This window comes from Bacillus cereus group sp. BfR-BA-01350 (genome assembly GCF_022663775.1).
GTDB classification, from domain to species: domain Bacteria; phylum Bacillota; class Bacilli; order Bacillales; family Bacillaceae_G; genus Bacillus_A; species Bacillus_A paranthracis.
In genome coordinates this window covers 273,929-300,381 of the sequence record NZ_JAKUGD010000001.1, presented here as the reverse complement: position 1 = coordinate 300,381, position 26,453 = coordinate 273,929, and the positions used below count along the sequence as shown (strand labels likewise).

The window sequence follows — 26,453 nt, the reverse complement described above, 5'->3', positions numbered from 1 at the left end:
ACATATAAGCTTAATAAAGGGTTCCTTTAAAATAGGCAGACCAATCCCGTTCACTCTGCACACAGACAGAGCCTTTGAGCGCTATTCAATTATTGGCACAAAGTATTGAGACGTAATCTGATTAAGATCAAAGGAAGCCCCTCCGTTCATTTTAAGTTACATAAAGTGTAGCATAAGTAATTCGCTTTCACAAGATTAAACCACCTATAGAAACAGAAAGAAAATCTTTATATATTTACTTTAATCGTCATTTTTTGCGAGTTCTTCTCACAACAAAAACAATGATTAATAATAGACAAATGGAAATGATAGCAACTTGCCACCAACTGAAACCGCTCACCATCTCCCCTTTTAAATCCACTTTCTTCGTTGGAACAGACTCTTTTGCAATTTGACGTAAAGCCACTTTGTCCGCCCCTGCCTCATCTAATCTCTTCGTTCCACTACAACTATTTGTGTGTAATTGTTTTTCAGATCCTCTTTGAGAAGAATATATTAAGTACTCTCCTCCTTCCACGAAATGAAACACACAATCACCACCATTTGTATATACAATAATTTGCAAAGAATTTGTCCCTTTCCAAATTTTCTTCACTTCAAATAATACTTCAATTCCACCTCCTTCTTTCCTTCCAACCTCAATTACTTGTCCCTCAAACACTACATCGTTTTTTTGAAAAGCCTCTTCTGCTGATACGTTAATACAATCACAAGCATAAGATTTCTCTGGAAAAATAATAAAAATAAAGCTACAAATAATGACAAAAGGCAACATACGTAAAATTCTTTTCAAGGAGCCCAACTCCCTTCATTATCAATTTTAGAAACTTCTCGTATATTATTTTTACAACACTCGCTAAATTCCTCCATAGTAAGCTAAGTCGTTCAATACACTAAAAATCTATATTGACTTTTTTATAACCTGATATTAGTATCAGGTTATAAAATAAAGTTAGGAGCTGTTCCTATGAATTCTAAATCCCGTATTACTGCAATTGGTACTCATGTTCCAGAACAAATATTATCAAATCATGATTTAGAAAAAATGATCGATACGAATGATGAATGGATTGTACAAAGAACAGGAATGAAGGAAAGAAGAATCGCTAGCGAAGATGAATACGCCTCAAACTTAGCCATTAAAGCAGTTGAAAATTTATGTACAACATATAAGAAAAACTTAGAAGATGTCGACTGTATCATTGTCGCTACTACTACTGCTGATTACGTTTTCCCTAGTGTTGCTTGCCAAATACAACAATACTTCAACATACCTCATACAATGGCATTTGATTTAAATGCCACTTGCGCTGGTTTCACATATGGCTTGCACGTCGGTAATAGCTTGATTACTTCTGGATCACATAAAAAAGTACTTGTCGTAGCGACAGAGACATTATCAAAAGTTACTGATTACACCGATAGAACGACCTGCATTTTATTTGGCGATGGTGCTGGAGCTATTTTATTAGAAAGAGATGAAAACAAACCGAGCTTTATCGCGTATCATATGGGCACAAACGGTGACGGCGGAATTCACCTATACAGAACAAATTTATCTACCACTATGAATGGCACACAACTACAAACAAATGAAAAAATCGTTCAAAATGGGAGAGAAGTATATAAATGGGCAACACGCACAGTACCAGCAGGTATAAAAGAACTATTACATACCGCAAATATGCAAAAAGATGATATAGACTGGCTCATTCCTCATAGCGCTAACTTACGCATGATTGAATCTATTTGTGAAAAATCTCAAATTCCAATACAAAAAACATTAACGAGCGTGGAATATATGGGGAATACATCTTCTGTCTCTATTCCACTCGCTCTAGATTTAGCTAGAAAAGAAGGAAAATTAAGTAACGGAGACACACTTTTACTGTACGGATTTGGTGGTGGTCTTACACATTTAGGTCTTATTGTGGAGTGGGATTTAAGTTAAATGCATGAAAAAGAGGTTCTAGTCAATAACTAGAACCTCTTCTTTAATTTCTTTCTCCTTTTTGAGACCATATCACAACAGGAATAAGCATGAAAGCTAAAACCCCTCCAGCTAATGATAATGCCGCATAACTTGAATTCGCCACTACCATACCTGACATCGCTCCGCCTGAAGCTCCAGCTAACGCAATAAACACATCTATTTTCCCTTGTGTTTTTGCACGTGTGGAAGGTATAGTTGCATCAACAATTTGAGCAGTACCACTGATTAAACCGAGGTTCCACCCTAATCCAAGTAAAGACAAAGCAACGATTAATAGTATTAAAGAATCACTTGGTGCTATTGCAGCTATGACACCTGCTGCTAGTAAAATTACTCCGCCTGCTATACTCATCGTAGTTCTACCGATTTTATCAATTAACATTCCTGTAACAAGAGACGGAAGATACATTGCCCCCACATGAAAACCAATTACAAGTCCTACTGCACTTAATCCATGACCGTGGTGTCCCATATGAACTGGCGTCATCGTCATAATCGCAACCATCACGATTTGCGTAAGTATCATTACGATAGCTCCAACTGTAATGCCTCTTTTATTTTCTTTCGCTTTTTCTATTACCGCTTGCCCTTTATATGTATGTTCTTGTTTATATGATTCTATCATATTAGCAATAAGTAACGGATCTGGACGTAGCATAACAAAAAGGACAAGACCCGCCAGTATAAACGCCGCCGCTGATAATATGAATGGGCCAGCAAGTTCAGGAATTCCAATTGAATGAGCAAACCTTCCCATTACACCTACTAAATTTGGACCTGCGACTGCACCAAAAGTCGTCATTACCATCGTAATACTAATGGCAGTTGCTCTTTGCTTCTTATTCGCTAAATCCGTTCCAGCATAACGCGCTTGTAAATTTGTAGCTGTGCCCGCGCCATATATGAGTAAAGAAACTAGTAAAAGAATAATACTATTTATTAAAGCTGCCAATACAACTCCAATAGCCCCTAGTCCACCTACTATAAAACCCGCTGCAAGCCCTACGCGGCGACCATACTTTTGCGATAACTTCCCAACAAAGAAAGCCGCTATCGCAGATCCCATCGTAAACATAGCAGCCGGTAAACCTGCAAATGCATCTGTCCCAAGCATTTGCTGCGCAAGAAGTGCACCTACTGTAATCCCAGCAGCTAACCCAGCTCCGCCGAACATTTGTGAAATACTTACGATTATTAACGTTCTTTTGTATAATTTTTGTTGCTCTTCCTCTGTATACATACGATTACTTATTAAAGCCCCCGCCTTATGTAACAATTCTTCATCCTCCCTTTGAAATTAAACCCTCTTGTTAATGTACTATGTTTAACATTACATATTCAATGCCGTTTTCTATTTATCTCTTTCATTCTAAAAAATTTTCTAACCAAACTCGACTTCTCTTATGCTATATTAAAAATATTACTATTCACAATATGTAAGGGGAAAACAAAAAAACAGGCTGCTATTAGCCTGTTTTTTTACACTTCCTCTACTACTCTTCCACTTTTCTTTTTACTCAAAACCTTTCTTTCCGAAAATAACAAACTTACTAAAGCACAAATTAAAATAATTGGCACACTCGCTTTATATAAATCTGTAAAACTCATCGCCATCTGATTCTTAGCATAATGGTTTACATCATTCGAAAATGCGAGTACTTCTTTCTTTATACTTTCCTCTTGTTTTTCAACTTCATTTGTCACTTGATTCATAACTTCTTCTCTTTTTATATCTCTATATTCTACTGGAACAGCATTTAACACTTCATCTACTTTTTGGTGGATTAATTCGTCTTTTTTCTCTTTATGTAACCCTACAAATTTTTCATTTTGATGCTTTTCTACATTCGTTTCTATACTTTGATTCTCTATTTTTTCTTTTGTCATTTGTAATATCTCCGCTCGCTGAGTATTACCTACATGAATATTACGCACCTTTTCTTCTGCATAACGATATACATTCTCTTTATTTACAGTTAAGTTGTGAGTTAAGTTAGATACAAATATTGCGACCGCTAAAACAATACCTACTTGCCGCAACATTGACACGACACTTTGAGAAGCAGTTAATAGTTCCCCTTCAAACGAAGAAGCACTTAAAACTGTAATTGGACCTACTACTAAACCATACCCAACACCTAGTATCATACATGGAATAATAATTTCTATATTTGTTGAATTAACATCAATCATTTGCAGCCAATAATAAGATAAGCCCATAACAAGAAAGCCTGACAAAATAATAGTTACTTTTCCGAGTTTTTTAATTAAAGTTGCTGCAGCTGGTGAGACAAAAAATATCATTGCTGAAATAGGTGTCACTAAAAAAGCTGCTTCAATTTCCGTTCGACCTTGTATTTTCGTCAAGAACGTCGGAAGCAATACAGTAACTCCAATTAAAAATACATTACTTAATATGACAACGATAGATGCTCCGACAAACATTCGATCTTTAAATAAATTTAAATTCACCATGGGGTTATGAATCTTTCGCTCTACTAAAACAAATAGAATAAGAGAAATAGTGCTAATTGCATAACAAAACAAAGCTATATTACTTTGCCATCCCCATGTATTACCTTTTACTAATATGAGAGTAAAAGAAAAAATTGCTAAGCTACTTAATAGTAGTCCTACCCAGTCTATTTTTGAGATAATACGTTCTTCATTTTTTATTTTTAACATAGTGCAGCATAAAATGATTCCAAGAATACAAATTGGAACATTTACGAAGAACACCCATCTCCAACCAAAATTTTGTGTAATAATTCCACCTATTACTGGTCCCATTGCAGCTGACAGACCTTGTGTTACGCCTAAAATTGCAAGTGCAACATGCCTCTTAGCTAACGGCATAGCTGATACACCAATTACCATACTAGTTGGAAATAAAATCGCTGCCCCTACACTTTGTATAAAGCGAGAAAAGATAAGAAAATCCCCTGTATTAGCAAAAGCACAAAGTACCGATCCACCACCAAAAATCACCAGACCAAGAATATACATCTTTGCTTTTCCAAAGATATCAGCTATCCGCCCTAGCGGGATAGCAAGTACCGCTATTGTCATTGTATAAACATTTAATACCCAAGACATCTTTTCTAATGAAGTATTTACACTCGTTTGTATCGCCGGTAAAGCTATATTCATAATTGTCGTATCAATCATACAAAGAAATATACCTAAACACATTAAAAGGACAATCTTAATACCCTTTGATTGCTCCATATTCATCCACCCCTTTATTTATTGTGAACGTGTTTTTCATTCTTCTGTTTTATTGTTTTTTGCTTCTAATTGTTCTAGTTTTCTTTTCAATGTCTCAACTTGAGCACTATACGATGCGATACCTACATCGAGTGAAATTTCCTCAACAAAAGTAATACCTTCTCTCCACTTTTCATATTTCAGACGTAGATCCGCAATGTATGCTTCTTTCCTTTCAATTTCATCCTCAATCCATTTTTTAATTGCCTTATCATCACTATAATTACCGAAATACATCCTCATTAAAAAATCTGAACGCAAAACATCTTTCTCTACATCCGTTTGCATGTATTGATAAAACTCTTCACGCCCTGCATCTGTAATAAAGTACATTTTCTTATTCGGTTTCCCTTCTTGCATAACAACTTCTTTTTTTATTTTCCCCTCTTTTTCCAACTGACGTAACGTTGGATAGATCATCCCAAAACTTCCATCAAAGAAATGAGTAAATACATCTTCAAACACAATTTTAATATCATAACCAGACAATTCTTTTCCCATTAATAAGCCTAAAACAACATCTCTTCCTTTCAAAATAAGACCCCCACATAGTATATAATCAATAATCATATTAACATTGTTAATATGATTATTGATTATATACCTTATTCTGTTATTTGTAAAATGTTTCTAAATAAAAAACACCCTGTAATTTTATTGTTCAAAATTACAGGGTATTTCTACTTTATATTTCATAAACAAACTTTGTACTATTTTACAACTACATCTTAATTCGTTTTAAAATCTTCTGTCTTACCTTCTTTCATCTCATAATAATACGAAGGTAATTCTATATTATGTTCTAACAGGTAATCCTCAATTAACGAAATAATTACTTTCAACGTTTTCAATCTAGCGTATAATTTATCGTTACTCGCAATAATTTGCCACTTCGCATTTGGCTTATTTGTTTTTTCAAACATTTCTTCCATTGCTTCAACATACTCGTCCCATTTTTCACGGTTACGCCAATCTTCATCTGTAATTTTCCATCTTTTCAAAGGATTGTTCTCTCTATCTTTAAACCTCTTTAATTGTTCATCTTTACTAATATGATAGAAGAACTTCCCGATTATATAATGATCATCTGTTAATAGTTTTTCAAAATCGTTGATCTCGTCATACGCTCTCGTCCACTCTTCCTTTGTAGCAAAACCTTCAACCCGCTCAACTAACACACGGCCGTACCATGAGCGATCAAAAATAGTAATTTGCCCGTACTGAGGAAGTTTACGCCAGAAACGTTGCAAGTAATGGTATCGTTTTTCATGAGGTGCTGGTGCTCCAATTGGATTTACTTGAAACCCACGCGGATCAAGGTGTTCCGTCACTCGTTTAATCGCCCCACCTTTTCCAGCCGCATCCCAGCCTTCCATAACGAGCATAACTGCAATTTTTTCTTCTTTTACAATTTGCTGCAACGCTAATAAGCGCCTTTGATATTTTTCAAGTTTCTTATTGTACTTAGATTTCGATTCAATTCTTTTCGTTACATCTACTTTAGCAAGAACTCCATTTTCCATAAAACAAATCCCCCTTGTTGTATGACACTGTTATTTTAACATATTATTGGAAAATTTTTTACATTAGAAAAAACTGTGTAGAAAAATCTCTACACAGCTTCCTTCTCTAATTGCACATCTACTTCAATATTCTCATTTTTATTTTTCATGGCTTTCATAAAGAATATAGCAGTTAATATAACGGTAATAACTGCACCTATAATATAAGATGTGTTTAACGGGATATTAAAACCAATTTTCGCATTTAAAATATAAATAACAGTCATAAGCGTCATAAATATCGCTGGAATTAAGGAAACAACATACGGCTTTCCTTTTATGAATAAATACATCGTTCCAATCCATAACGCAATTGCTGCAGTCGATTGATTAGCCCAAGAGAAATATCTCCATAATAGTGTGAAATCAATTTTCGTTAAACCGTATGCAATAACAAACAATGGAATTGCAATCATTAAGCGGTTTTTCAATTTCGTTTGATTAAAATTGAAATAGTCCGCAATGATAGAACGTGCCGCACGAAATGCAGTATCACCAGATGTAATTGGTAGTACAATTACTCCGATAACAGCAATCGTTCCACCGACAGCCCCTAACATTGTCTTTGAGATTTCACTTACAACCGCAGCTGGTGTACCTGATTTAATTAACTCATTTAATTCACCATATGAGAAAATACTCATCGCCGCAGCCGCCCAGATCATCGCAATAATCGCTTCTGCAATCATCATACCGAAAAATACATATCTGCCGTGCTTTTCAGTTTGAATTGTCCGTGAAATAATTGGTGATTGTGTTGCATGAAATCCTGATAAAGCACCACATGTAATTGTCAGCATTAATAATGGAAAAATCGGCGCATTATCTGGATGCATATTTTCAAACGTTAATTCTGGGATAGGAGAACCTTTTATTATCATCATTCCCCCTATGCCAATAGCACTTATTAGCAATAATGCACCTAATACCGGATAAATCTTTCCAATAATTTTATCAATCGGCAAGATTGTAGATAAAATGTAATATATGAAAATAACGGATAAAATAATAGTTATTGACACTTTCCCTTGCAATACAATATCAAGTAATGATGCTGGTGTTGTAATAAACACAGTTCCTACTAATACTAAAAGTAACAGTGAAAAAACATTTACAATGTGTCTCATTGCATTTCCTAAAAACTTCCCTGCTAATTCAGGAATATGCGCCCCTTTATTTCGAATAGAAATCATCCCTGTAAGATAATCATGAACAGCACCTGCAAAAATAGCCCCTATTACGATCCAAACAAAGGCAACTGGTCCATATAAAGCACCTAATATTGGCCCAAATATAGGTCCAGTACCTGCAATATTTAATAATTGAATCATAGAATTCTTTCGCCTATCCATAGGTACATAATCTACGCCATCTTGGTTCACATAGGCCGGTGTCTTTCTTTTGTAATTGACTCCAAATATTTTTTCAATAAACTTTCCGTATGTAAAATAACCAATTATCAATACGACGATTGATGCTAAAAATGTAATCATTACTATCCCCTCCCCTTTACAGAAAATGCTTTCCTATTTCCATATAAGAAAACGCTTTCAATTTATTCTAGCATATTTAACCAAATTAACTAAATGGTTTTTATAGAATTTTTAGTATATTCTTTTTATAATAAAAACATCCCCCTCATAACAGTAAGAGTAACTTGATTATTCGTAACTTAATCCATTCCAACGATAAGGCTTAGTACCTCAATACTTATATACACAATTACTGCATTACATGGATTCAAATCTAATAACATTCCAGAAATAAATATATACAAAAATAACAATTGTAGAAAAATACCGCTTCCCATACTTACGAGTTCTTTCAATATATCTTCCCCCCTAAATCGCATGGTATATTATCTCAAAAAGAGAAGAAAATAACAAACAAATTCATTAAAGAATGGGAGCTCTCAAAAAATGAAACGAAAAATATTAACTCTCTTTACGCTTATATGCTTAGCACTACCAATACAAGCTAGTGCATACACATTTCAATCACTACCAATTGCATCAAAGTCTAAACAATGGTATATCGAAATTGATAAATCTCATAACGTAAACAAGCAAGCAATCCAGCCAAAACAAGGTGTATTTGATACATATAGTTTACTCGTAAAAAACATCGGTCATGATGTATCAAACGTATCCGTGGAAATACTTGATAACAATCCTACCTCTAAAGCTACCTTTAAACCTACTACACCTAATGAAAATATTTCTAAAAGTCATACAAGCTTTGACTACATGGTATTCCCATTAGACTTTAATAGCCATAATTTTAAAGTTGTGATTACTTGGGAAGAAAAGAACTTTTCTTACAACGGCCATCCAGTAAATGAAAGTAAAAAACTGAAACAAACATTTGTATTTAATGAAGAGTAAGCCCTAATTTAATTAGGGCTTACTCTTCATTTACAAAACCAGTTTGAATGGCTTCTGTCACTTCTTTTGTGATGTCCAGTTTTGTTGCATCGGTGCTAATTTTCTTATGCCAAATATGCACGGAAGGCTTTTCGTTACAAAAATGTTTTATTAATACTAGTTGATTATATGCTAGCTTATTTTCTCTATGGGTAGCAATATAGACTGTGAAATTTTTTGCTTCAAAGATCTTTTCCTGCAAAGTATATTGGTTGTCCCATTCCTTTGCGACTATATCGTTCAAATTTTTTATAAGCATATAAGTCGTTCCCACCTTCCCTTATATCATCAATCAAATCTTCGAATACTCGGCACACATAATGCTACTCCAATTGTTACAAGTACTAAAATAGCTAATGTTATAATCGTTATCTCGCCACCTATGACAGTAGCTAACCACCCTACAACTACATAACCTAGTGGCAATAAAGCAAATGAACCTAACATATCAAGGCTTGCCACTCTTCCAAATGCTTCTTCTGGCACGAGCTCTTGTAAACTCGTTTCCCAAATGAGTCCAAATATCATCATACCGAACCCTTCAATTGCCATTAATACAATTAAAACAGGTGCCCAAGCAATAAACGGCATTATTAAAAGCGCACAACCACTTATTAAAACACCACCATAGGCAAGTATTCCCCGCTTATACCACCGTTCTCTCCCGCCGAATATTAGCGCAGCAACTACAGCTCCAACACCAGAGGATGCCATTCCTAATCCATACACGTATGCTTCAAAATGATGATGAACATTAAATAACCATGGAATTAATACGACAATAATTCCTGCATAACAAATATTGATAAAAGAAAAAACTAAAATTGTAATCCATAGCCACGGATGACTTTTTAAAACGAAAACACCTTCCATAAACTCTTGTTTGTAATCGATCTTTCTTTTTTCAATCGTTTTTACTTTTTTAAACTTTATTTCCCTTAAAAATAATAAACAAAAAAATGATAACAAATATGTTACTGCATCTAGTCCAAACCCTATTCCAGCAGATGCAACTGAAACGATTAATCCTCCAAGAGCCGGTCCAATTAGTCGTATACCTTGATTGCTCATTTGCGTTAATGCATTAGCTGCATTTCGAATTTCTGGTACAAATACTTTCGCTCTTACAGCCGCATATGCTGGCTGAAATATCCCTTCCATAAGTCCATATAATGCTATGAGGACATATAGAAGCGGAATTGTTAAATCATCCATAAATATAAGTGTTGCAAGTAATAGCATTAATATGCAGCGAACTATATCTGTAAATAACATTACTTTCACTCGATCCATTCGATCTACGATTAATCCCGCAAACGGTAACGCAAGAATATTAGGAAGCATGTACATTGCCATAGTCATTCCCATTACAACTGTTGATCCAGTTAATGAATATACAACGACTGGCAAAATAACCATCGTTATCGAACTACCTAAAGTCGAAAGCAATTGCCCGATCCATAAAAATTTAAAATGTGGTGACGCTTTAACCGGCAATAACAATTTACCGATATAACTTAAACTTTTCTCTGTTGGTATTTCCCCTTGCATATACCTCTCCTCTTTTCAAATTAAGTTAACAATAAAAAACAGAAAATTCAATCTTCAACACTTTTAATTATATATGAAACGGTTTAATTATTGGTAAAAACATAAAAAAGAAACTCATACTGAATCTAAAAATATTACATGTTAAATATAAATAAAAAAGGTGTTTTCATAAGTGAAAACACCTTTTTTATTTATAATTTTAAGTTCTTCTTCAATGTCCAATATTTTTCTTGCGCATTTTCAAATGAAAATTCTACCCAGCCATTTGGATCTTCACGATATACATTTACTTTTGTACCATTTTCTAGTTTTCCAACTTCATTTTGTGTCACATTTGGTACACTCTTAATTGGATTGTTAAACGGGAATGGAACTTGATAGTAAGATCCTACCGATTGGACAGTAGCTTTTGCATCTTTTGCATAATCTTTATATGGAATCGCTTCACTTAATACTTCTACATTTAATGTATTAGGGTTTTTCGGTAGTCGTTTTGCATTTTGGTAATCTGCTTTATTAAAAGGCTTAATGCGTTCCATGATATTAGCGATTTTCCCAGCCCATGCTGTATCTGTTGAATACATAACATTCATTGCTGGCAATGTGTAACCTTTGAAATATCTTGCACCATCTTCTAAGTAGTTCTTTTTTACATAATCAGCGTTATATGAAATACTTAGTCCGTATGACGGTAAATATTTTGCATATGCAAATGGATCACGATCATATGCTCTTAAACCAAATAAATTATGTTTACGATATGCAATTTCTGATTTACCGTAACCAGATTCTAAGATTGCATGTGCAGCTAAGTATAGTGCATTCACACCATACTCATTTTGCGCTTTAATAAAGTCTTGTCCAATTCCAACTAACGGGCTATCTGGATGGAATCTTTGAATATAATTATCAATCTCTTGCGCTGTTACGTTAGATGGTAATGTCACATCTAGATTAATATATGATGGTTGTTCAGCAGGAACATCCTTTTTAATTTGCATCGCTCTATATAACAATTGTGCATAGCTTTCACGTGTTAATACACCTGATGGATCAAATCCTCCAAGCTCATTCCCTATTGATACACCATTAGATTGCAATGCACTAATTGCTTCTTTTGCCCACCAATATGATGCATCTATATCATTAAATGTATGTGGTGCTTTTACTTCTAATTTAAATGCTCTTTGCAAAATAACAGACATTTCAGCACGAGTTAATGATTCTTTCGGTCTAAACGTTCCTTTATCATCACCTACGAAAATCCCCATATCTGTTAATGCTAAAATTTCCTTTGGGAACATTGTCGTTCCTGCACTAATATCAGAGTATGGATTTTTATAATCACTTTTTGCTTCTGGTTTTAATGCGCGATACATTAATGCTGCTACTTGCTCACGAGTTACAACATCTCCGAAGCCGAATTTACCATTATCGTAACCTGCAATAATCCCTTTTGACGTTAAATCATTAATTGCTTCAAGTGCCCAATGATTTTTTGGAACATCTGGAAATTCTTTTGTAGATGCAAACGAAGTTGCTGGAGCCATCACTACTTGAAGCGCGACTGTCACTGCTAACACATTAGAAATAACTTTTTTCATAAATTTTTTAACACGTTTTTTATATGCTTGTCCCGTGTTAACTTGCCTCCCTTTATCGTATAATTTTCCCTATTAAACTAACAAACTCTTAAATAGTCAACAGTAAAAGTATACGTGATAAAAATCAACTAATCTACCATTATTTTATTTATAATCAACATAATACGATATATCTTTTTATTTCGATACAAAATTACATAAAATCACATAAAAAGCCCATCTCTATAAAGGCGATGGGCTTAGTAATCAACATTATTATTTTGTTAAATGGGATTTAGAAACATCAAAGCCTTTCCACTCATAATAATCTAAAATCCCCTCATAAATTGCCTCAGCAGCTATTTGTCTTCCAGATTCTGAAGCTAACTTCTCATAATCTGTACTATTATCTAAGAATGCTAGCTCCGTTAGTACTGCTGGCATTTCATTTTCTCTTAGTACATAAAAATCTTCTGGTTTTACACCACGATCTCTTGTATCTAGAGCTTTAACTAATCTCTTTTGTATTTTATTAGCTAACATATAACTATCTTTTTCACGTTCAGTTAATTCTTTCTTTTCAGATCCTTTATAATAAAAAGTTTCTGTTCCATATCCATCATGTTTTTGAGAAGCATTTGCATGGATACTTACAAAAATATCTCCATTATGTTCCTTTGCGAAATCCACACGCTTTTTAAGGTCTTCTCCTTGTTTTTCATCAAGGCGAATATCTGTTTCACGTGTTAACATCACGCGGAATGGAGTTTGTTTCTCTATTAAACTTTGTAATCTTTTAGATGTATCTAATACAATATCACTTTCATGTAATCCTTGCGTTGCCTTCCCAGGGTCTGTTCCTCCATGGCCCGGATCAATAATAATTACCTGTTCTACTAAAGGGTTACCTATTTTAAGAGAATCTGACTTTGCAATAAACTTCGCTGCTTCTGCTTTCGTTACAGTTTTATTAGGTAACCACTCTGTTTTATTTACACCTTGTGAAATATCTAATTCTACTAAAATGTTGGCCTTATCTTTCCCCCAACTATCATTTAAATCTGCAAATTTTGTTTGTACTGGTTGTTTTACTTTTGCCTCTAATTTATATGCTTCAACAAGCATCGCTGCCATTGAAACTCGGTCAATTTTCCCAGTTGGATCGAATACGCCCGCTCCTTTCCCTTTAACAACGCCAGCTTTTTCTACGGCTGCGATGAATGGAGTATACCATTGGTTTTGAGAATCACCGAAAGATGGTTTAGCATTTGTATCGATTCGTAAGTTTAAGATTTTAGCCATCATTGTAGCTGCTTCTGCACGAGTGATTTCTTTTCCTGGCTCAAACATTCCTTTTTCGTTACCTGTAACTGCACCTTTCTCTACTAAATAGTAAATAGAGTCTTCTGCCCAATGTTTAGCTGGGACATCTGGAAATTTTTTCGTTTGCGCGAAACTACTAGATGAATAAGATAATATACTAGCTGCAATTACTCCTGCTGCGATTATTCTATTTTTCATAGAATATATTCCCCTCTCAAGTACGATGTATTTATGTAACAGACTAATTATAGTTCTGAAAATTAGTAATAGTCAATTGAAAATTGTATAATTTTGTATTATTATTGTATTTTTTGTCATACATAACTATAGTTAAAAACTATAAGATTTTATTAAGAGGAGAGATTCATTTGAGCAACAATTGGAAAGATATAGAGCACCGTATGTATACAATGTGTATGATTCAGCGGAATAACAAAGTATTGTTAATACAGCGCCCCAATCACCTTGGCTTCCCTGGTTACATCGCTCCCGGCGGAAAAGTAGATTTTCCAGAAAGTATCGTTCAAGCTACTAAACGGGAAGTAAAAGAAGAAACTGGATTACTTGTTTCAACTTTAACCTTTAAGGGATTAGATGAATACGTAAATCCGAAAGAAAATGTTCGATATATGGTATTTAACTATTGGACAGATTCATTTGAAGGTGAACTCCTTTCGAATCCTCCTGAAGGTAAATTATTATGGGTACCAATCGCTACAGCACTAAATCTTCCTATGCAAGATTGGTTTAAAGAAAGATTTCCATTATTTTTTGAAAAAGGTACGTTTGAAATTCAACGTGTTTGGGACAAAGACTTAGATAAACAAGTCGCTATGACAATTACCCATACGTAAAAAAAGCTTGGAATCTCTCCAAGCTTTTCTTACTTCTCCTCTATTTTCTTAATCTCATAATCAATTTCTAAAAACTTAACTCCAAATATCCACATTTTATGGTTAGCTTCTAACATTTGATTGGTGCCCTCTTTAATAATAAACGTCTCAGCTAACGGTAAACGGATTGTAAAGAAACGAGTATGTATATAGATCCCCTCATCTCCCTTACCATTTCTTCTCAGCTTACTAGTAATAATTAAATTATTATTATCATTACGTAATTTTAAAACCCCCGTCATATTCGAACATGGTAGAGGCAATGCGATATTCATATATGTCTCATTCTTATACGTATGTTTTGAGTAAAGAGCTACAAAAATAGATGCTCCTGCTTCATTTTTCCTTAACCAAGCTCTTACACTCTCCCTTCCATCCTTCTCATCCATTATCCCTATGATAGAGCCGTGCATCGTTTCCCACTTGCCGCCCATTCCTAAATGTATTTGTCCTACACGCTTACTCATTTTCTCATAGCAAAATGCAAACGGGCGGAACCAGCGAGTCCATTTAATATGCGATTGTAATTCATACTCTGTTGTATTTTCATAAAAACGAATAATACTTACAGGAATCTTGGCCCTATCAAATATCCCACTATGGAAATCATTCATTTTATCAACTAAACCTTTGTATTCCTTGCTATCTATTACATTTCTGTTATGTAAAAATGCTTCACCAACTGTCGCCTCTCCTCTTAATCTGCTCATTGGTTTCCCGTAATATTTATAGTTCGGAACACTCTTTTCAATCATCCAGCCGACAAATGCCGGCAACGCTACTCCAATTCCATTAACAACACCGTGAATCCAAACCATTTGAGCAATTGTAATCGTCATTACATGTTTCAAATTCCCATACGAATATATAAGTGAAAACATAATTGTTACCATGAGCGTACTAGACGATATGATTAGGAGGATTTTTGCACTGATAGCATTAAATTTCGCCCGCCAAACATAAATTCCATACCCATAAATCGCACATAAATATAGGAACACTGCAAAAAATTCAAATACCCTTGAGTACGTAATTCCAATCGCAACTGTCATCGGTGAAATGACTATAATAAACATAATTGCATCATATACTTTACTGCTCTTTTCTCTCTTCCGCCCTATTAAACCAGCTGATAATGGCAATAGAAATGCAGAGTAATGAAAATGTGCAGCGGTAAGCAAAATGATGTCAGAACTAAAGTGCATAATGGAGAGTTTTGCTACAGAAGCAAAAAACCAAAAACCACCTAAAAACAAATAAATAAACGCACTATCGATAGCTGTCTCTTCTAACGGTGTCCATCCTCTTTCTAGTAATCTATTTATACCAAATAACGCAACGATCCCCGTATATACAAACCAAATTATCGCAAAGATATATTGATTTGTTACGAAAGCTAACATTGCACAAATCGCTGCTATCGGATATAAAAACGATACGGATTTATAAAATAATACATACGATCCATTTCGTGCTCTTTTATCAATAATACAAAAAGACATCGGTATACATAACAAAATAGATAATAAAATAATTGCTTCAACTGGGTTTACATTTGACCACTCACATATTAGAAAAATAATATAACAAGCAAGCCCAACTATTATATTTTTCATATCATTTATTTCCTCTCCACAAATGTTCCCTTATATGAAAATAGCGAACCAATTAACGGATTTTGTACTTGAACATGAATTCGAAAACATTGTAATTCGTCATCATAACTTTCAACAATGTTTGCCTCTCCGTATAAAAATTTCGGTAAAGAGATTTTTCTTCCAAACATGTAAAACCATTGTTTCTTTGAAGAGATATGCATTGCCCCTAACTCATCAATATAAAAATCCAATGTAGAGACGAGTAAATGTGGTTCACCAAAATAATCTACAATTTCATTTTCATCAAGTTTCATTACCGCATTAAAATATCTTTTCTTATTACGAAAGTAAAAAGTACGATTCCACCGCACAAGTTCATGTCCATGTTCATCTCGCTCAGCGGTATTATGTATTGTAAATGGCACTTTCTTCCCACGCTCAGGGAAAAACATTCGAAACTTCGATGCAATTTTTAATATCAATTTTACGAAAAAAGAACCTCCGTAAATTTCATCCATCTTTCCTTCTCCAGTAAAGCTATTTTCTTCTGTAATCTCATAGCGTTTCTGTAATTTTGGATGAAGTTTGTTATAAGAATCCCCTAATAGTCTTTCATACATATTAGCCATACATTATCCCTTTCTCTTCCTCTTGCAATTTTTTGCACTTGGTAAATCAAAACTATTTATATAACCGACAATCGATAATCCAATTAGAAGAAGATTTAACGTAATTGGATTAAACGGCTTTGTAAAGCTTGCGATATTCGTAAATCCTGCCACTATCGTTAAAGCTATTAACATAAAAATATGTAGTATAAATAATTTTTGTTTTGGAACTGGAAATAGCCATATGATACCAAAAATAATTTCTAACATCCCTATTACTTTAAGAATTGCAATACTATTTCCAGTTGAATCAATAATCGCAGAAAGCATCTTCATCTCTTCTGGATGACTGAAAATTATTTTTGGGAAGATCCCTTGATACATCCATACAAATGCAAATAAAAAACATACGAGCCAATATGTCATTGTTCTTCTAATTAGCAACCTAGGATGAAGCCCCTTTTCTAACCATAATTTTAAAGCATCAAAACTCCAAGCAGTTGCCCAGCCTAATAACGGCCGAAACATATAGAAATCTATTACATTCCCTATACGACCAAACCTCGTATCATAATCATATTGCGTCTCAAAATGAATGTGTTCTTTACGGGGTGTATACTTCCAATAACCACGCCCTATTTGAATAAGAGATAATGTATTATCCGTCCAAAATTTCAAAGAAGAAATCCGTTCTCCTGTTTCTTTTCTTATCTCACCTATCGATTCCCCCTCCCCAGCTATTTCAAGTCCAAATCCAATTTTTGTTTTATATGAAAACTTCTGTGGTTCTCCTTCTTTTTTCTCTACATACAAAATTTCAGTAAAGCGAGCATCCCATTCTGTATGTATATGTGGTTCTTGCGTGTATTTCCATAATTTCTCCATTGTTGTGTTCATTTCTGCCGAAACATAAATAGGCTTTTTCCCCTTCATTCCTCCACCTCCAATGCACTATAATTTTAATGTACATGTAATAAATTTATTTTGCTACATTTTTCACAAACTTTCTAACAAAAAGAAAGAATTTTTAAAATATATACAAAACACTTGATTCCTCGAAAAATATAAATTATTATAAAACAAATGTTACCAACAACTTCATAAATCAAACACTCTCGCCTAAAACGTGAGATAGAGGTTGCGATACTTATGAGTATTCTAATGGAGACACAGAGATGTCTATGAAATTAGATGAAAGGAAGTATTGCCGAAATCGATATATTTCTCTGTATGTATCGATTGGGGCTGTTTTCGAATAGAAACAGAACTGTCATATGTACAGACGTGTACATATGAAGAGCTATCTACAAAAAAGAGATATCATTTTTATGGTATTCCTTTTTTGGCGGTTTTTTTATTAGCTCCGTTTTCTGTTTCCCTTTTCCTGTAACAGCACCATCCTCACTTATTTGAGATGGTGTTTTTTGTTTTTCTCTGGTAACTACAGGAATATTGGGATTTATATATGTCCTAATCTATTCTTAAAAATGGATGAAAGAAGGAATTCGTAATGGAAACGATTGTACAAAAATTTGGTGGCACTTCTGTCGGAAGCGTTGAACGCATTCAACATGTAGCAAATTTAATTATTGAAGAATATGAAAGAGGACATAGTATCGTCACTGTCGTTTCGGCAATGGGAAAAAGTACAGATGAACTTGTCGCACTCGCTAACGCGATTACAGAAAATCCGAGTAAACGCGAAATGGATATGCTTCTATCAACAGGAGAGCAAGTGACTATTTCATTATTAACGATGGCACTACAAGCAAAAGGTTATAACGCAATTTCATTAACAGGATGGCAAGCTGGTATTACGACAGAATCTGTACATAATAGTGCACGGATTACTGACATTCATACAGATCGAATTCAATCTTATCTTGCTGAAGGTACGATTGTTATCGTAGCTGGCTTCCAAGGCGTTAGTGAAAACCATGAAATTACAACGCTTGGACGCGGTGGTTCTGATACAACTGCTGTTGCATTAGCTGCTGCACTGAAAGCTAAAAAATGTGATATTTACACAGATGTGACAGGCGTATATACGACGGATCCACGAGTTGTAAAAGATGCTTATAAATTAGATGAAATTTCTTATGACGAAATGTTAGAACTTGCAAACCTCGGTGCTGGTGTATTACACCCGCGTGCTGTTGAGTTTGCTAAAAATCATAATGTCATTTTAGAAGTTCGCTCAAGTATGGAACAAGAAAATGGAACAATTGTAAAAGGAGAATGTAACATGGAACAACAATCAATCGTTAAAGGTATTGCATTTGAAGATAATATTACACGCATCACAGTGAAAGGATTGGAACAAGGCTCGCTTTCAACAGTTTTCTCTACATTAGCAGCGGCACATATTAATGTAGATATCATCATTCAAAGTATTACAAATGAAGGAACTGTTCATCTCTCCTTCTCCATCCATTCTAATGATTTAAGAGAAACATTAGAAGTATTGGAACAAAATCAAGAGGCACTTCACTATGAATCAGTAGAATATGAAAATCATTTAGCAAAAGTATCAATTGTAGGATCTGGTATGGTCTCTAATCCAGGTGTTGCTGCGAATATGTTCACTACTTTAAAAGAAGAAGATATTCATATTAAAATGGTAAGTACATCAGAAATTAAAGTGTCTGTCGTTATTGACCGCCTTCATTTAGTAACAGGTGTCGAGGCGCTGCATCAATCATTTATGGCGAAAATTGAGCCTTTAGTGCAGATGAGCTAATTTCTACTAGTAAAACTTAAAACAAATTATATGAATCTACTTCCTTCCTATATAAATAGAAAGCTATTTGCATATAGAGTAATAAGAAATGTATTTATCATTTAAATAATACACTTCATTCTATACAACGATCGGGCCCTTTAAGAGCATACAGCGTAGAAACATTTTTCGGGGAAATCGCGGTATTGTTTGTTAACAAGATACTATATGACATACTTAAAAACAGCTTGTCACATTTTCCTATACTGTGACAAGCTATTTTTTGTTTGAAAGAAATTTGTAACTTTTTAATAGTATAATTAAGAAGATGATTAGATAATACACTTTTACATATAAGGAGATAAAGACAATGTCAAAAAATAAATTACTCAGAATGGACAATGTTAGCATCGTTGTAGAATCCCTTGATCATACAATCTCTTTCTTCGAGGAGATTGGGTTAAAACTCGAAGGGCGTGCCACTGTAGAGGGTGAATGGGCCGGTCGCGTAACTGGACTCGGTTCGCAGTGCGTAGAGATTGCTATGATGGTAACTCCAGATGGCCATAGCCGAATTGAACTTTCGCGATTTCTTACCTCGCCTGCTATAGCAGATCACCGGGCAGCTCCTGTCAACGCCCTCGGTTATTTGCGCGTCATGTTCACCGTTGAAGACATTGACGAAATGGTATCTAGGCTTACTACTAAGCATGGTGCTCAGCTCGTTGGCGAAGTAGTTCAATACGAGAACTCTTACCGTCTCTGCTACATTCGTGGAACTGAAGGCATTTTAATCGGTTTAGCGGAAGAACTCGGTAATAAATAAGTAATTTTTTATAAGAAGTCTTTACTAAAGTAAAAATATTTGAAAGAACTTTACACTTAATAAAACTTAGATTTTGAACCCCGCCCTAGCTTTAGAACGGGGTTATACTTGTTTGAGCTTTTTAACATACTATTAACATCCTAAAATTATTATAAAACAATTTAGTTTCTTGTTATACTCTTTCCTAGGAAATATAACTTACTCTTCTCACTTTTTGTCATATATATCTTTTCTTTTAAAAAACGATCTGAACTCATTCAAAATAACTTTCTTCACATCCGAATAAAAAACCATCATGAATAGTGCAATTACTAATACAACCACCTGTATTTTTTCATAATCAATGAACGCACTCATAATTAGTAAACCAAATCCAATATAAAAACCAAACTCGTTCTCTTTCTCAAAATCCTCATCTTCTGCATCACTATGTATTTTCTTTTTGAAATCTTGATTCCCTTTTATCAACTCATCTAGCGTAACATTATACATTTCGCTCAGTAAAATGAAATTATCAATATCAGGACAACTTTTATCATTTTCCCATTTACCCCGCTTTAACAGGCAGTAAATCTCATCAAAGCTTTTAAGCATAATCAAGGCAGCCAGATGCGATTAACTGCCTATAAAAGCCCGATTGGTTCAACTAATAATCAGTAGGATAAATCGCCCACTGATTAAAGTTTCACTTTATATACCGCTTGCCTGGTCACACCAATCTTTTTAGCAACATCCTCTTGTGAAAATCCATTTGACTCTCGTAATTTTTTTAACTGCTCCCCTAAGCTCATAACGTCCCCTCCTTTAACAAATTATTACATAAAAAGATATATAAAAGAAAGAAACCATTAGTAAAACTCACTGTAAACCATTCGTTTACACAATAAAAAGAGAGAGAATAGCTCTATATTTAAGCTATTCTCTCTCTTCTATTAAAATAGATGAATGTTTTCTTTCTTGCAAGCTTCACGTAAATCGTCAGGCCATACAGAAGATTGAACTTCACCAATATGTGCTTTACGTAAGAAGTACATGCACATTCTCGATTGTCCGATACCACCGCCAATTGTTAATGGTAGTATGTCTTCTAAAATACCTTTATGGAAATCATACTCACGTTTATAGTCTTCACCTGTTTTCGTTAACTGCTCATCAAGTGATTTACTATCAACACGAATTCCCATTGATGATAATTCAAATGAAGATTGTAGTACTGGGTGCCAGAATAAAATATCACCGTTTAATTTCCAATCATCATAATCAGCTGCGCGTCCATCATGCTTTTCACCTGAACGAAGTGCATCACCAATTCCGATAATGAAGACTGCACCGTGTTCTTTTGCAATTGCATGTTCACGATCTTTCGGTGTTAATTCTGGATATTTATCTTCTAGTTCTTGAGAAGTAACGAATACAATTTCTTCTGGTAAATACTTCCCAAGGAACGGATACTTTTCAAATAAGTGGTCTTCTAAATCTTTGAATATTCCATAAATTGTTAGTACTGTTTTTTGTAAATAATCTACAGTACGCCATTCTTTTTGAACGATTTTTTCCCAATCCCATTGGTCAACGTAAATAGAATGTGTTGCATCAAGTTCTTCATCACGACGGATCGCGTTCATGTTTGTATATAAACCTTCACCAGCTTCATATCCATATTCATGGAGTGCAAATCGTTTCCACTTCGCTAGTGAGTGCACAATTTCTAATTCTTCTCCTGAGTGTAACATATCAAATTCAATTGGACGTTCTACACCGTTTAGGTGATCGTTTAATCCTGATTTTTTCGTTACGAATAATGGTGCAGATACACGGAATAATTCAAGTCGTTTTGCTAATTGATCCTCGAAAAATGTTTTAACTTCCTTAATTGCGATTTGAGTCTCTCTTACTGTCATTAATGATTGATACATGGTGGTTTCCTCCTAAAATGTTTGGATGTTGTGAAAAGAAGCCAACAAAAAAAGCCCTTCTTTCCCAAAAAACTGGGACGAAAGGCTTTGGTTCCGCGGTACCACCCAAATTAGCAACAGAGGTTGCTCACTTATACAATACGGAGATGCAATATCTCGATACTGTTCTTCTTGTAACGGCGAAGTTCCCGGCTAAGTCTACTTTCCTATCAAGGATTTCGGTTAGCAACTCCAGGAGGTTCTTCATAATAGGCTTCGTATCAGGCTCACACCATCCCTGACTCGCTTAGACTACGTCCTACTACTACTCGTCCTTTCATAGTCGTTTTGTTGTCACATCTCTGAAACATTTTATTAATGATTATTCTATACAAAAAATAAAGAAAGTCAACAAAAAGTTTTAAAATATTTTTCAATTCTTTATTTTACGGCTTTATTGATTGTTTCCAATATACCTTCTTTACTTCTTTTGCCTAGGTATTCTAAAAAACGTCTCACTAACTGAAACTAACGTATATACGACGATTAATGTAATCGTTCGAAATATAGAATCCGCAGTATTTCGTATTATTTTCATTTTCTTTGTAATTCCTTTCAGTTTACTTGCAAATTCATGATATACTATAGCATTCAAGCAGTTTGTTTTCCTTAAAGCAAACATAGTCATTTATAAAGAGTATTTTCTAAATCATTGACTATTATCAAATTAGATTTTTATATAACGGAGTGATTATATGAGTAAAACGAAAGCAAAACCGAAAAAAGGTGTAGGACAAGGTACAGGAAGTAAAGGGTGGAACCGTTGGCAATCAAGTGCAAAAAAGAAGAAAGCTGCAAAGCCATACAAAAGTAAAGGTACAAAGAAATAACATTTAGTTTCTTTACTTTGTACAAAATAAAATATAATTATTACAACGAAAAAGCTATGCCCTCATATATTTGAAGGCATAGCTTTCTTTATTAGATCATTAAAATATCTCGAATTTCTTCTTCCGTGATGGATGATAATTTCTCTTCTCCCGGCTCAATCACTTCAGCAATTAAATTTTTCTTACTCTCTTGCAGTTCATGCATTTTTTCCTCGATTGTTCCGTGAGCCACTAACTTAATAACTTGTACCGTATTTTTCTGTCCCATCCGATATGCCCGATCTGCTGCTTGTTGTTCAACAGCTGGATTCCACCATAAATCGTATAATATAACCGTATCGGCACCCGTTAAGTTAAGCCCCGTACCACCAGCTTTTAAAGAAATGAGAAATAGGTCCCCTTCCCCTTCGTTAAATCGATTACATAGCTCTACACGTTCTTGCGAAGGTGTATTTCCGTCTAAATAAAAGTATGGAATCGCTTGACGATTTAATTCACGACCAATAATGGACAGCATCTTTGTAAATTGAGAAAAGATTAAAATTCTCTTACCAGTACTTCTGCATTCCTCTAGTATGTCTAACAGTTGCTCAAATTTAGCTGAACTCCCTTTATAATCATCAACGAATAAAGCGGGATGACAGCAAATTTGTCGTAATCTCGTTAAGCCAGCTAAAATTCTAATTTTATTTTTACGTAACGTATCTTTGTCTAAATGTTTTAACGTTTCTTCTCTTAATTTCGCTAAATAAGCAGCATATAGTCTCTTTTGGTCTGGTAATAACTCCGATGACTGTAAGTGCTCTATTTTATCTGGCAGCTCCTGTAATACATCTTCTTTTAATCGTCTTAATACGAAAGGTTTTACGCGCTTCGCTATATCTTCACGCCTTAAATCACCGAACTCTTTTCTTCCTGGCAATAATTCTGGAAATACAACGTGGAAAATAGACCATAGCTCTTCTAATGAATTTTCTACAGGCGTTCCTGTTAGTCCGAAACGATATTCAGCTTGAATTGTTTTCACTGCTCTTGCAGTTTGCGTTGTCGGATTTTTAAACGCCTGTGCTTCATCAAGAAATAGCGTATGAAACGGCCTCGCATACGACCTTATATCTCTTCTTAGTAATGGATATGACGTAATTACGACATCAAATTCTGCTACATCTTTTAAAATTTTTCGCCGTTCTGTCTGATTTCCATCTGCAATAACTGCTCTAATATGTGGAGCGAATTTTTTCAATTCACTAAACCAATTATAAATAAGCGAGGACGGTGAAACGACTAATATAGGCAGCTTCTTCTCTCGAATTTCAGGCAAAACAGAATCTATATAAGCAATACTTTGCAGCGTTTTTCCAAGTCCCATATCGTCTGCTAAAATACCGCCAAAACGGTAATAGGCAAGTGTTTTCATCCATTCGAACCCGTATACTTGATACTCTCTCATTACAGCATGTAAAGTTTGTGGCACTGTAAATTTTAATTTTTTCGGGTTTTGAATGCTTTCAACTAAATCTTGAACAGACTCATCTAAACTTAAAACATTACCTTCATGAAGTCCGTTCATCCATTTTACACTCCGAATAAGCGGAACATTCACTTCTTCCCCATGTAAAAATTCTTTTCGAATACCTGATTCTTTTACAAACTGATTAATTTCATTAAACTCTTTGCTCTCTAGTGATAATAGAGAACCATTCGCTAATCGGTAATATTTACGTTTCTCCTCAAGAGCCGCTAATACACCTTTAATTTCAGCTTCCGGTATTCCTTTTATATCAAAACGAAATGACAACCAATCAATTCTTTCTTTTCTTCTCACTCTAATAAGAGGTGCGGTATCCTCTTTATGAATGCGTAATTTGATTGCTGTTGTCGCGTAAATATCAACTAAACCTTTTAACGTTGGAACGATGTGATATAAAAAGTTATACTCAGCTTCTTCATTATGCATAAAGTAACCGCCTTCTGTTTTTGCAAAGGCACTTTCACTCATAATGTCTAAAATTTCTTTTTCCTTTTTCTCATCACGATTAAAAACAGAAGGTTGCCCGTCTTCTTCTAGCGGATTAATCACGACGTTTCCATAATGAAATTCAAGACCTGCTAGCAAACGATTTTTCACACGATCTAAATATAGCTTTGCTTTTAACGATGGCGTTTCAACACGATCGGATATGACTTCATCAATGCGCACTGTTCCAAGTTTCATTAATCCAGGCACAACTTTCGCTACGAAATGTTCCATCTTATTTTCAGGAATATAAAACTGATTGCTATTTGAGCGACTCATCATCTTTTGCAATTCAATAAGTCGCATACAATCTTCCATAGATAAATGATATAATTTCCCATCGTAAAGAGCGTTGTTATACATCTCCAAAACTCGAACACGATTTAGACCGTCTATATGAAGGGTAAACCCGCCATTATTCCCTTTCGTAAACTCAAAATGTAATGGCAATAACCCTTTTGAAATGTGTAATCCCTGAAACAGTTGCTCATTTTGTTTCAGCTTTACATACTCGGCTCTAGAAAGTGCAGAGAGCATATCATTCCAAGAAGCTGGCGGTATAAATATCATACTTTTATCTTGTTTCGCATGTACTTCTAGTGCATCTTCATACATTTTTTCGTTATGATATATTTTAATGAGTTGTTGTATAATCGCGTCTGTTTCTTGTTTAAAACTGTGTACATCTGGCGTATATGTAAATTCATTGGAACAATGAAAAGTCTCTCTCTTCTCCACTTTAGAAAGAAATTCTCTAATATGATTTATAAAATATGTTTTGGCAAGTTTTAACTGAATTCCAAGAAGAGCCCCACCGCTTTTCGTCGCTACCGGTGAACATATAAACGCAACATCTAATATTTCACGTGTATCAAACCGATGTTGTTTACTTTTTGGCCTCAGTGGTTTATCTGCAAACAACTGAAACATCCCGTTTGTTAATTGATCATTTCTGCTACTAATAGAGCCCATTCCACCCGTTTGCTGGTTATAATTTATTTGTATCAATACAGCTGCTACATGTTGACAGTACGTTTGGAAAGACGCTAACGAAGGACAACTACATCTCGCAACAACATCACCTTTCTTAGCTTTTTCTACCGTAACATGAAAATCCTCGTTCCCTTTTACCGTCGCCTCACAAATTTCTTTCGTTTCATCATAGTAATTCACGATTACTTTATTTGATTTATAATAAGCTTCGCCTCTTTTATATGAGGTTTCTCCACATACTTCTTTAATAATCGATTTATTTAATGTAAAACTCATTGTTTTGACACTTCCTTAATGTAAAACCATTTTCTC

General features: G+C 34.6%; 25 protein-coding genes, 1 riboswitch and 1 other annotated feature. Of the genes, 6 read left to right on the top strand and 19 right to left on the bottom strand.

Translation table 11 applies throughout. The features are described from left to right. Positions 1-247 precede the first annotated feature (247 nt). Complete coding sequence (locus MR147_RS01570) at positions 248-793, bottom strand: cobalamin biosynthesis protein CbiN (RefSeq protein ID WP_080493773.1); 546 nt, start codon at positions 791-793, stop codon at positions 248-250. A 174-nt stretch (positions 794-967) separates the two neighbouring features. Between MR147_RS01570 and MR147_RS01565 the strand changes: the two genes are divergently transcribed. Next, positions 968-1,951 (top strand): ketoacyl-ACP synthase III, encoded by a 984-nt coding sequence (locus MR147_RS01565; protein WP_074610678.1) that lies wholly within the window; start codon positions 968-970, stop codon positions 1,949-1,951. Between the two features lie 43 nt (positions 1,952-1,994). Here the strand turns inward: MR147_RS01565 and MR147_RS01560 are convergent, their stop codons facing one another. The 6 genes from MR147_RS01560 to MR147_RS01535 form a co-directional block, all read right to left on the bottom strand. Further along, on the bottom strand, positions 1,995-3,233 hold the full coding sequence (locus tag MR147_RS01560; RefSeq protein ID WP_396022873.1) for an MFS transporter: 1,239 nt from the start codon (positions 3,231-3,233) through the stop codon (positions 1,995-1,997). Between the two features lie 239 nt (positions 3,234-3,472). Beyond that, positions 3,473-5,221: an MFS transporter gene (locus tag MR147_RS01555; protein WP_074610682.1), complete on the bottom strand. Its 1,749-nt coding sequence runs from the start codon at positions 5,219-5,221 to the stop codon at positions 3,473-3,475. A 36-nt stretch (positions 5,222-5,257) separates the two neighbouring features. Then, a complete protein-coding gene (locus tag MR147_RS01550) occupies positions 5,258-5,794 on the bottom strand; it encodes a PadR family transcriptional regulator (protein ID WP_074610685.1) in 537 nt (178 codons plus the stop codon). 194 nt (positions 5,795-5,988) lie between these two features. After that, positions 5,989-6,783, bottom strand: a complete 795-nt coding sequence (locus MR147_RS01545) for a polyphosphate kinase 2 family protein (protein ID WP_046197724.1) — start codon at positions 6,781-6,783, stop codon at positions 5,989-5,991. A gap of 89 nt (positions 6,784-6,872) precedes the next feature. Further along, positions 6,873-8,315, bottom strand: a complete 1,443-nt coding sequence (locus MR147_RS01540; protein ID WP_074610978.1) for a carbon starvation CstA family protein — start codon at positions 8,313-8,315, stop codon at positions 6,873-6,875. Positions 8,316-8,494: 179 nt separating this feature from the next. Continuing rightward, a complete protein-coding gene (locus MR147_RS01535; RefSeq protein WP_175574548.1) occupies positions 8,495-8,650 on the bottom strand; it encodes a hypothetical protein in 156 nt (51 codons plus the stop codon). A gap of 91 nt (positions 8,651-8,741) precedes the next feature. On the opposite strand from MR147_RS01535, the gene MR147_RS01530 reads away from it, so the two are divergent. After that, the gene (locus MR147_RS01530) at positions 8,742-9,206 is read left to right on the top strand and encodes a hypothetical protein (protein WP_000823325.1); all 465 of its coding nucleotides are present in this window, start codon (positions 8,742-8,744) and stop codon (positions 9,204-9,206) included. 19 nt (positions 9,207-9,225) lie between these two features. On the opposite strand, the gene MR147_RS01525 is transcribed toward MR147_RS01530, so the two are convergent. The 4 genes from MR147_RS01525 to MR147_RS01510 form a co-directional block, all read right to left on the bottom strand. Then, positions 9,226-9,504: a hypothetical protein gene (locus tag MR147_RS01525; protein WP_000905834.1), complete on the bottom strand. Its 279-nt coding sequence runs from the start codon at positions 9,502-9,504 to the stop codon at positions 9,226-9,228. 29 nt (positions 9,505-9,533) lie between these two features. Next, positions 9,534-10,796 (bottom strand): MFS transporter, encoded by a 1,263-nt coding sequence (locus MR147_RS01520; RefSeq protein ID WP_074610981.1) that lies wholly within the window; start codon positions 10,794-10,796, stop codon positions 9,534-9,536. Between the two features lie 191 nt (positions 10,797-10,987). Next, complete coding sequence (locus tag MR147_RS01515) at positions 10,988-12,400, bottom strand: S-layer homology domain-containing protein (RefSeq protein ID WP_074607597.1); 1,413 nt, start codon at positions 12,398-12,400, stop codon at positions 10,988-10,990. A 255-nt stretch (positions 12,401-12,655) separates the two neighbouring features. Next, positions 12,656-13,900, bottom strand: a complete 1,245-nt coding sequence (locus MR147_RS01510; protein WP_074540116.1) for an N-acetylmuramoyl-L-alanine amidase — start codon at positions 13,898-13,900, stop codon at positions 12,656-12,658. Positions 13,901-14,070: 170 nt separating this feature from the next. Between MR147_RS01510 and MR147_RS01505 the strand changes: the two genes are divergently transcribed. Beyond that, a complete protein-coding gene (locus MR147_RS01505) occupies positions 14,071-14,556 on the top strand; it encodes an 8-oxo-dGTP diphosphatase (RefSeq protein WP_048557495.1) in 486 nt (161 codons plus the stop codon). A gap of 29 nt (positions 14,557-14,585) precedes the next feature. Here MR147_RS01505 and MR147_RS01500 read toward each other — a convergent pair whose 3' ends face one another. Genes MR147_RS01500 through MR147_RS01490 form a run of 3 tightly spaced genes read right to left on the bottom strand, consistent with a single transcriptional unit; the run spans position 14,586 to position 17,734 of the window. Further along, positions 14,586-16,211: a YndJ family protein gene (locus MR147_RS01500; protein WP_074607595.1), complete on the bottom strand. Its 1,626-nt coding sequence runs from the start codon at positions 16,209-16,211 to the stop codon at positions 14,586-14,588. Between the two features lie 5 nt (positions 16,212-16,216). After that, positions 16,217-16,822, bottom strand: a complete 606-nt coding sequence (locus MR147_RS01495) for a DUF4166 domain-containing protein (RefSeq protein WP_000002643.1) — start codon at positions 16,820-16,822, stop codon at positions 16,217-16,219. A 3-nt stretch (positions 16,823-16,825) separates the two neighbouring features. After that, complete coding sequence (locus MR147_RS01490; RefSeq protein WP_074607594.1) at positions 16,826-17,734, bottom strand: DoxX-like family protein; 909 nt, start codon at positions 17,732-17,734, stop codon at positions 16,826-16,828. 191 nt (positions 17,735-17,925) lie between these two features. Then, positions 17,926-18,112: riboswitch (Lysine riboswitch) on the top strand. A gap of 199 nt (positions 18,113-18,311) precedes the next feature. On the opposite strand from MR147_RS01490, the gene MR147_RS01485 reads away from it, so the two are divergent. Beyond that, complete coding sequence (locus MR147_RS01485) at positions 18,312-19,541, top strand: aspartate kinase (RefSeq protein WP_074607592.1); 1,230 nt, start codon at positions 18,312-18,314, stop codon at positions 19,539-19,541. 349 nt (positions 19,542-19,890) lie between these two features. Then, complete coding sequence (locus MR147_RS01480; RefSeq protein ID WP_074607591.1) at positions 19,891-20,346, top strand: VOC family protein; 456 nt, start codon at positions 19,891-19,893, stop codon at positions 20,344-20,346. Between the two features lie 207 nt (positions 20,347-20,553). Here MR147_RS01480 and MR147_RS01475 read toward each other — a convergent pair whose 3' ends face one another. The 4 genes from MR147_RS01475 to MR147_RS01460 all read right to left on the bottom strand — a co-directional run bounded on the left by MR147_RS01475 (position 20,554) and on the right by MR147_RS01460 (position 22,896). Then, a complete protein-coding gene (locus MR147_RS01475; protein ID WP_139302767.1) occupies positions 20,554-20,940 on the bottom strand; it encodes a helix-turn-helix domain-containing protein in 387 nt (128 codons plus the stop codon). 83 nt (positions 20,941-21,023) lie between these two features. Then, the gene (locus MR147_RS01470; RefSeq protein WP_074607587.1) at positions 21,024-21,137 is read right to left on the bottom strand and encodes a helix-turn-helix transcriptional regulator; all 114 of its coding nucleotides are present in this window, start codon (positions 21,135-21,137) and stop codon (positions 21,024-21,026) included. A 141-nt stretch (positions 21,138-21,278) separates the two neighbouring features. Beyond that, positions 21,279-22,262, bottom strand: coding sequence for an aspartate--ammonia ligase (gene asnA / locus MR147_RS01465; RefSeq protein ID WP_000284909.1), 984 nt, complete (start codon positions 22,260-22,262; stop codon positions 21,279-21,281). Positions 22,263-22,332: 70 nt separating this feature from the next. After that, positions 22,333-22,591: a binding site (T-box leader), on the bottom strand. A 131-nt stretch (positions 22,592-22,722) separates the two neighbouring features. Beyond that, positions 22,723-22,896: a hypothetical protein gene (locus MR147_RS01460; RefSeq protein ID WP_001983127.1), complete on the bottom strand. Its 174-nt coding sequence runs from the start codon at positions 22,894-22,896 to the stop codon at positions 22,723-22,725. A 100-nt stretch (positions 22,897-22,996) separates the two neighbouring features. Here MR147_RS01460 and MR147_RS01455 point away from each other — a divergent pair, with 100 nt between their 5' ends. After that, on the top strand, positions 22,997-23,131 hold the full coding sequence (locus tag MR147_RS01455) for a DUF3934 domain-containing protein (RefSeq protein ID WP_000047591.1): 135 nt from the start codon (positions 22,997-22,999) through the stop codon (positions 23,129-23,131). Positions 23,132-23,222: 91 nt separating this feature from the next. Here MR147_RS01455 and MR147_RS01450 read toward each other — a convergent pair whose 3' ends face one another. Next, positions 23,223-26,417: a DEAD/DEAH box helicase gene (locus tag MR147_RS01450; protein ID WP_074607584.1), complete on the bottom strand. Its 3,195-nt coding sequence runs from the start codon at positions 26,415-26,417 to the stop codon at positions 23,223-23,225. Positions 26,418-26,453 lie beyond the last annotated feature (36 nt).

Excerpts from the sequence above, each read along its gene's own strand:
- asnA (WP_000284909.1), bottom strand. The coding sequence starts at position 22,262 with ATGTATCAATCATTAATGACAGTAAGAGAGACTCAAATCGCAATTAAG.
- MR147_RS01495 (WP_000002643.1), bottom strand. The coding sequence starts at position 16,822 with ATGGCTAATATGTATGAAAGACTATTAGGGGATTCTTATAACAAACTT.
- MR147_RS01560 (WP_396022873.1), bottom strand. The coding sequence starts at position 3,233 with ATGTATACAGAGGAAGAGCAACAAAAATTATACAAAAGAACGTTAATA.
- MR147_RS01545 (WP_046197724.1), bottom strand. The coding sequence starts at position 6,783 with ATGGAAAATGGAGTTCTTGCTAAAGTAGATGTAACGAAAAGAATTGAA.
- MR147_RS01455 (WP_000047591.1), top strand. The coding sequence starts at position 22,997 with ATGAGTAAAACGAAAGCAAAACCGAAAAAAGGTGTAGGACAAGGTACA.
- MR147_RS01510 (WP_074540116.1), bottom strand. The coding sequence starts at position 13,900 with ATGAAAAATAGAATAATCGCAGCAGGAGTAATTGCAGCTAGTATATTA.
- MR147_RS01515 (WP_074607597.1), bottom strand. The coding sequence starts at position 12,400 with ATGAAAAAAGTTATTTCTAATGTGTTAGCAGTGACAGTCGCGCTTCAA.
- MR147_RS01565 (WP_074610678.1), top strand. The coding sequence starts at position 968 with ATGAATTCTAAATCCCGTATTACTGCAATTGGTACTCATGTTCCAGAA.
- MR147_RS01470 (WP_074607587.1), bottom strand. The coding sequence starts at position 21,137 with ATGAGCTTAGGGGAGCAGTTAAAAAAATTACGAGAGTCAAATGGATTT.
- MR147_RS01450 (WP_074607584.1), bottom strand. The coding sequence starts at position 26,417 with ATGAGTTTTACATTAAATAAATCGATTATTAAAGAAGTATGTGGAGAA.
- MR147_RS01530 (WP_000823325.1), top strand. The coding sequence starts at position 8,742 with ATGAAACGAAAAATATTAACTCTCTTTACGCTTATATGCTTAGCACTA.
- MR147_RS01475 (WP_139302767.1), bottom strand. The coding sequence starts at position 20,940 with ATGCTTAAAAGCTTTGATGAGATTTACTGCCTGTTAAAGCGGGGTAAA.
- MR147_RS01485 (WP_074607592.1), top strand. The coding sequence starts at position 18,312 with ATGGAAACGATTGTACAAAAATTTGGTGGCACTTCTGTCGGAAGCGTT.
- MR147_RS01500 (WP_074607595.1), bottom strand. The coding sequence starts at position 16,211 with ATGAAAAATATAATAGTTGGGCTTGCTTGTTATATTATTTTTCTAATA.
- MR147_RS01525 (WP_000905834.1), bottom strand. The coding sequence starts at position 9,504 with ATGCTTATAAAAAATTTGAACGATATAGTCGCAAAGGAATGGGACAAC.
- MR147_RS01540 (WP_074610978.1), bottom strand. The coding sequence starts at position 8,315 with ATGATTACATTTTTAGCATCAATCGTCGTATTGATAATTGGTTATTTT.
- MR147_RS01480 (WP_074607591.1), top strand. The coding sequence starts at position 19,891 with ATGTCAAAAAATAAATTACTCAGAATGGACAATGTTAGCATCGTTGTA.
- MR147_RS01490 (WP_074607594.1), bottom strand. The coding sequence starts at position 17,734 with ATGAAGGGGAAAAAGCCTATTTATGTTTCGGCAGAAATGAACACAACA.
- MR147_RS01520 (WP_074610981.1), bottom strand. The coding sequence starts at position 10,796 with ATGCAAGGGGAAATACCAACAGAGAAAAGTTTAAGTTATATCGGTAAA.
- MR147_RS01555 (WP_074610682.1), bottom strand. The coding sequence starts at position 5,221 with ATGGAGCAATCAAAGGGTATTAAGATTGTCCTTTTAATGTGTTTAGGT.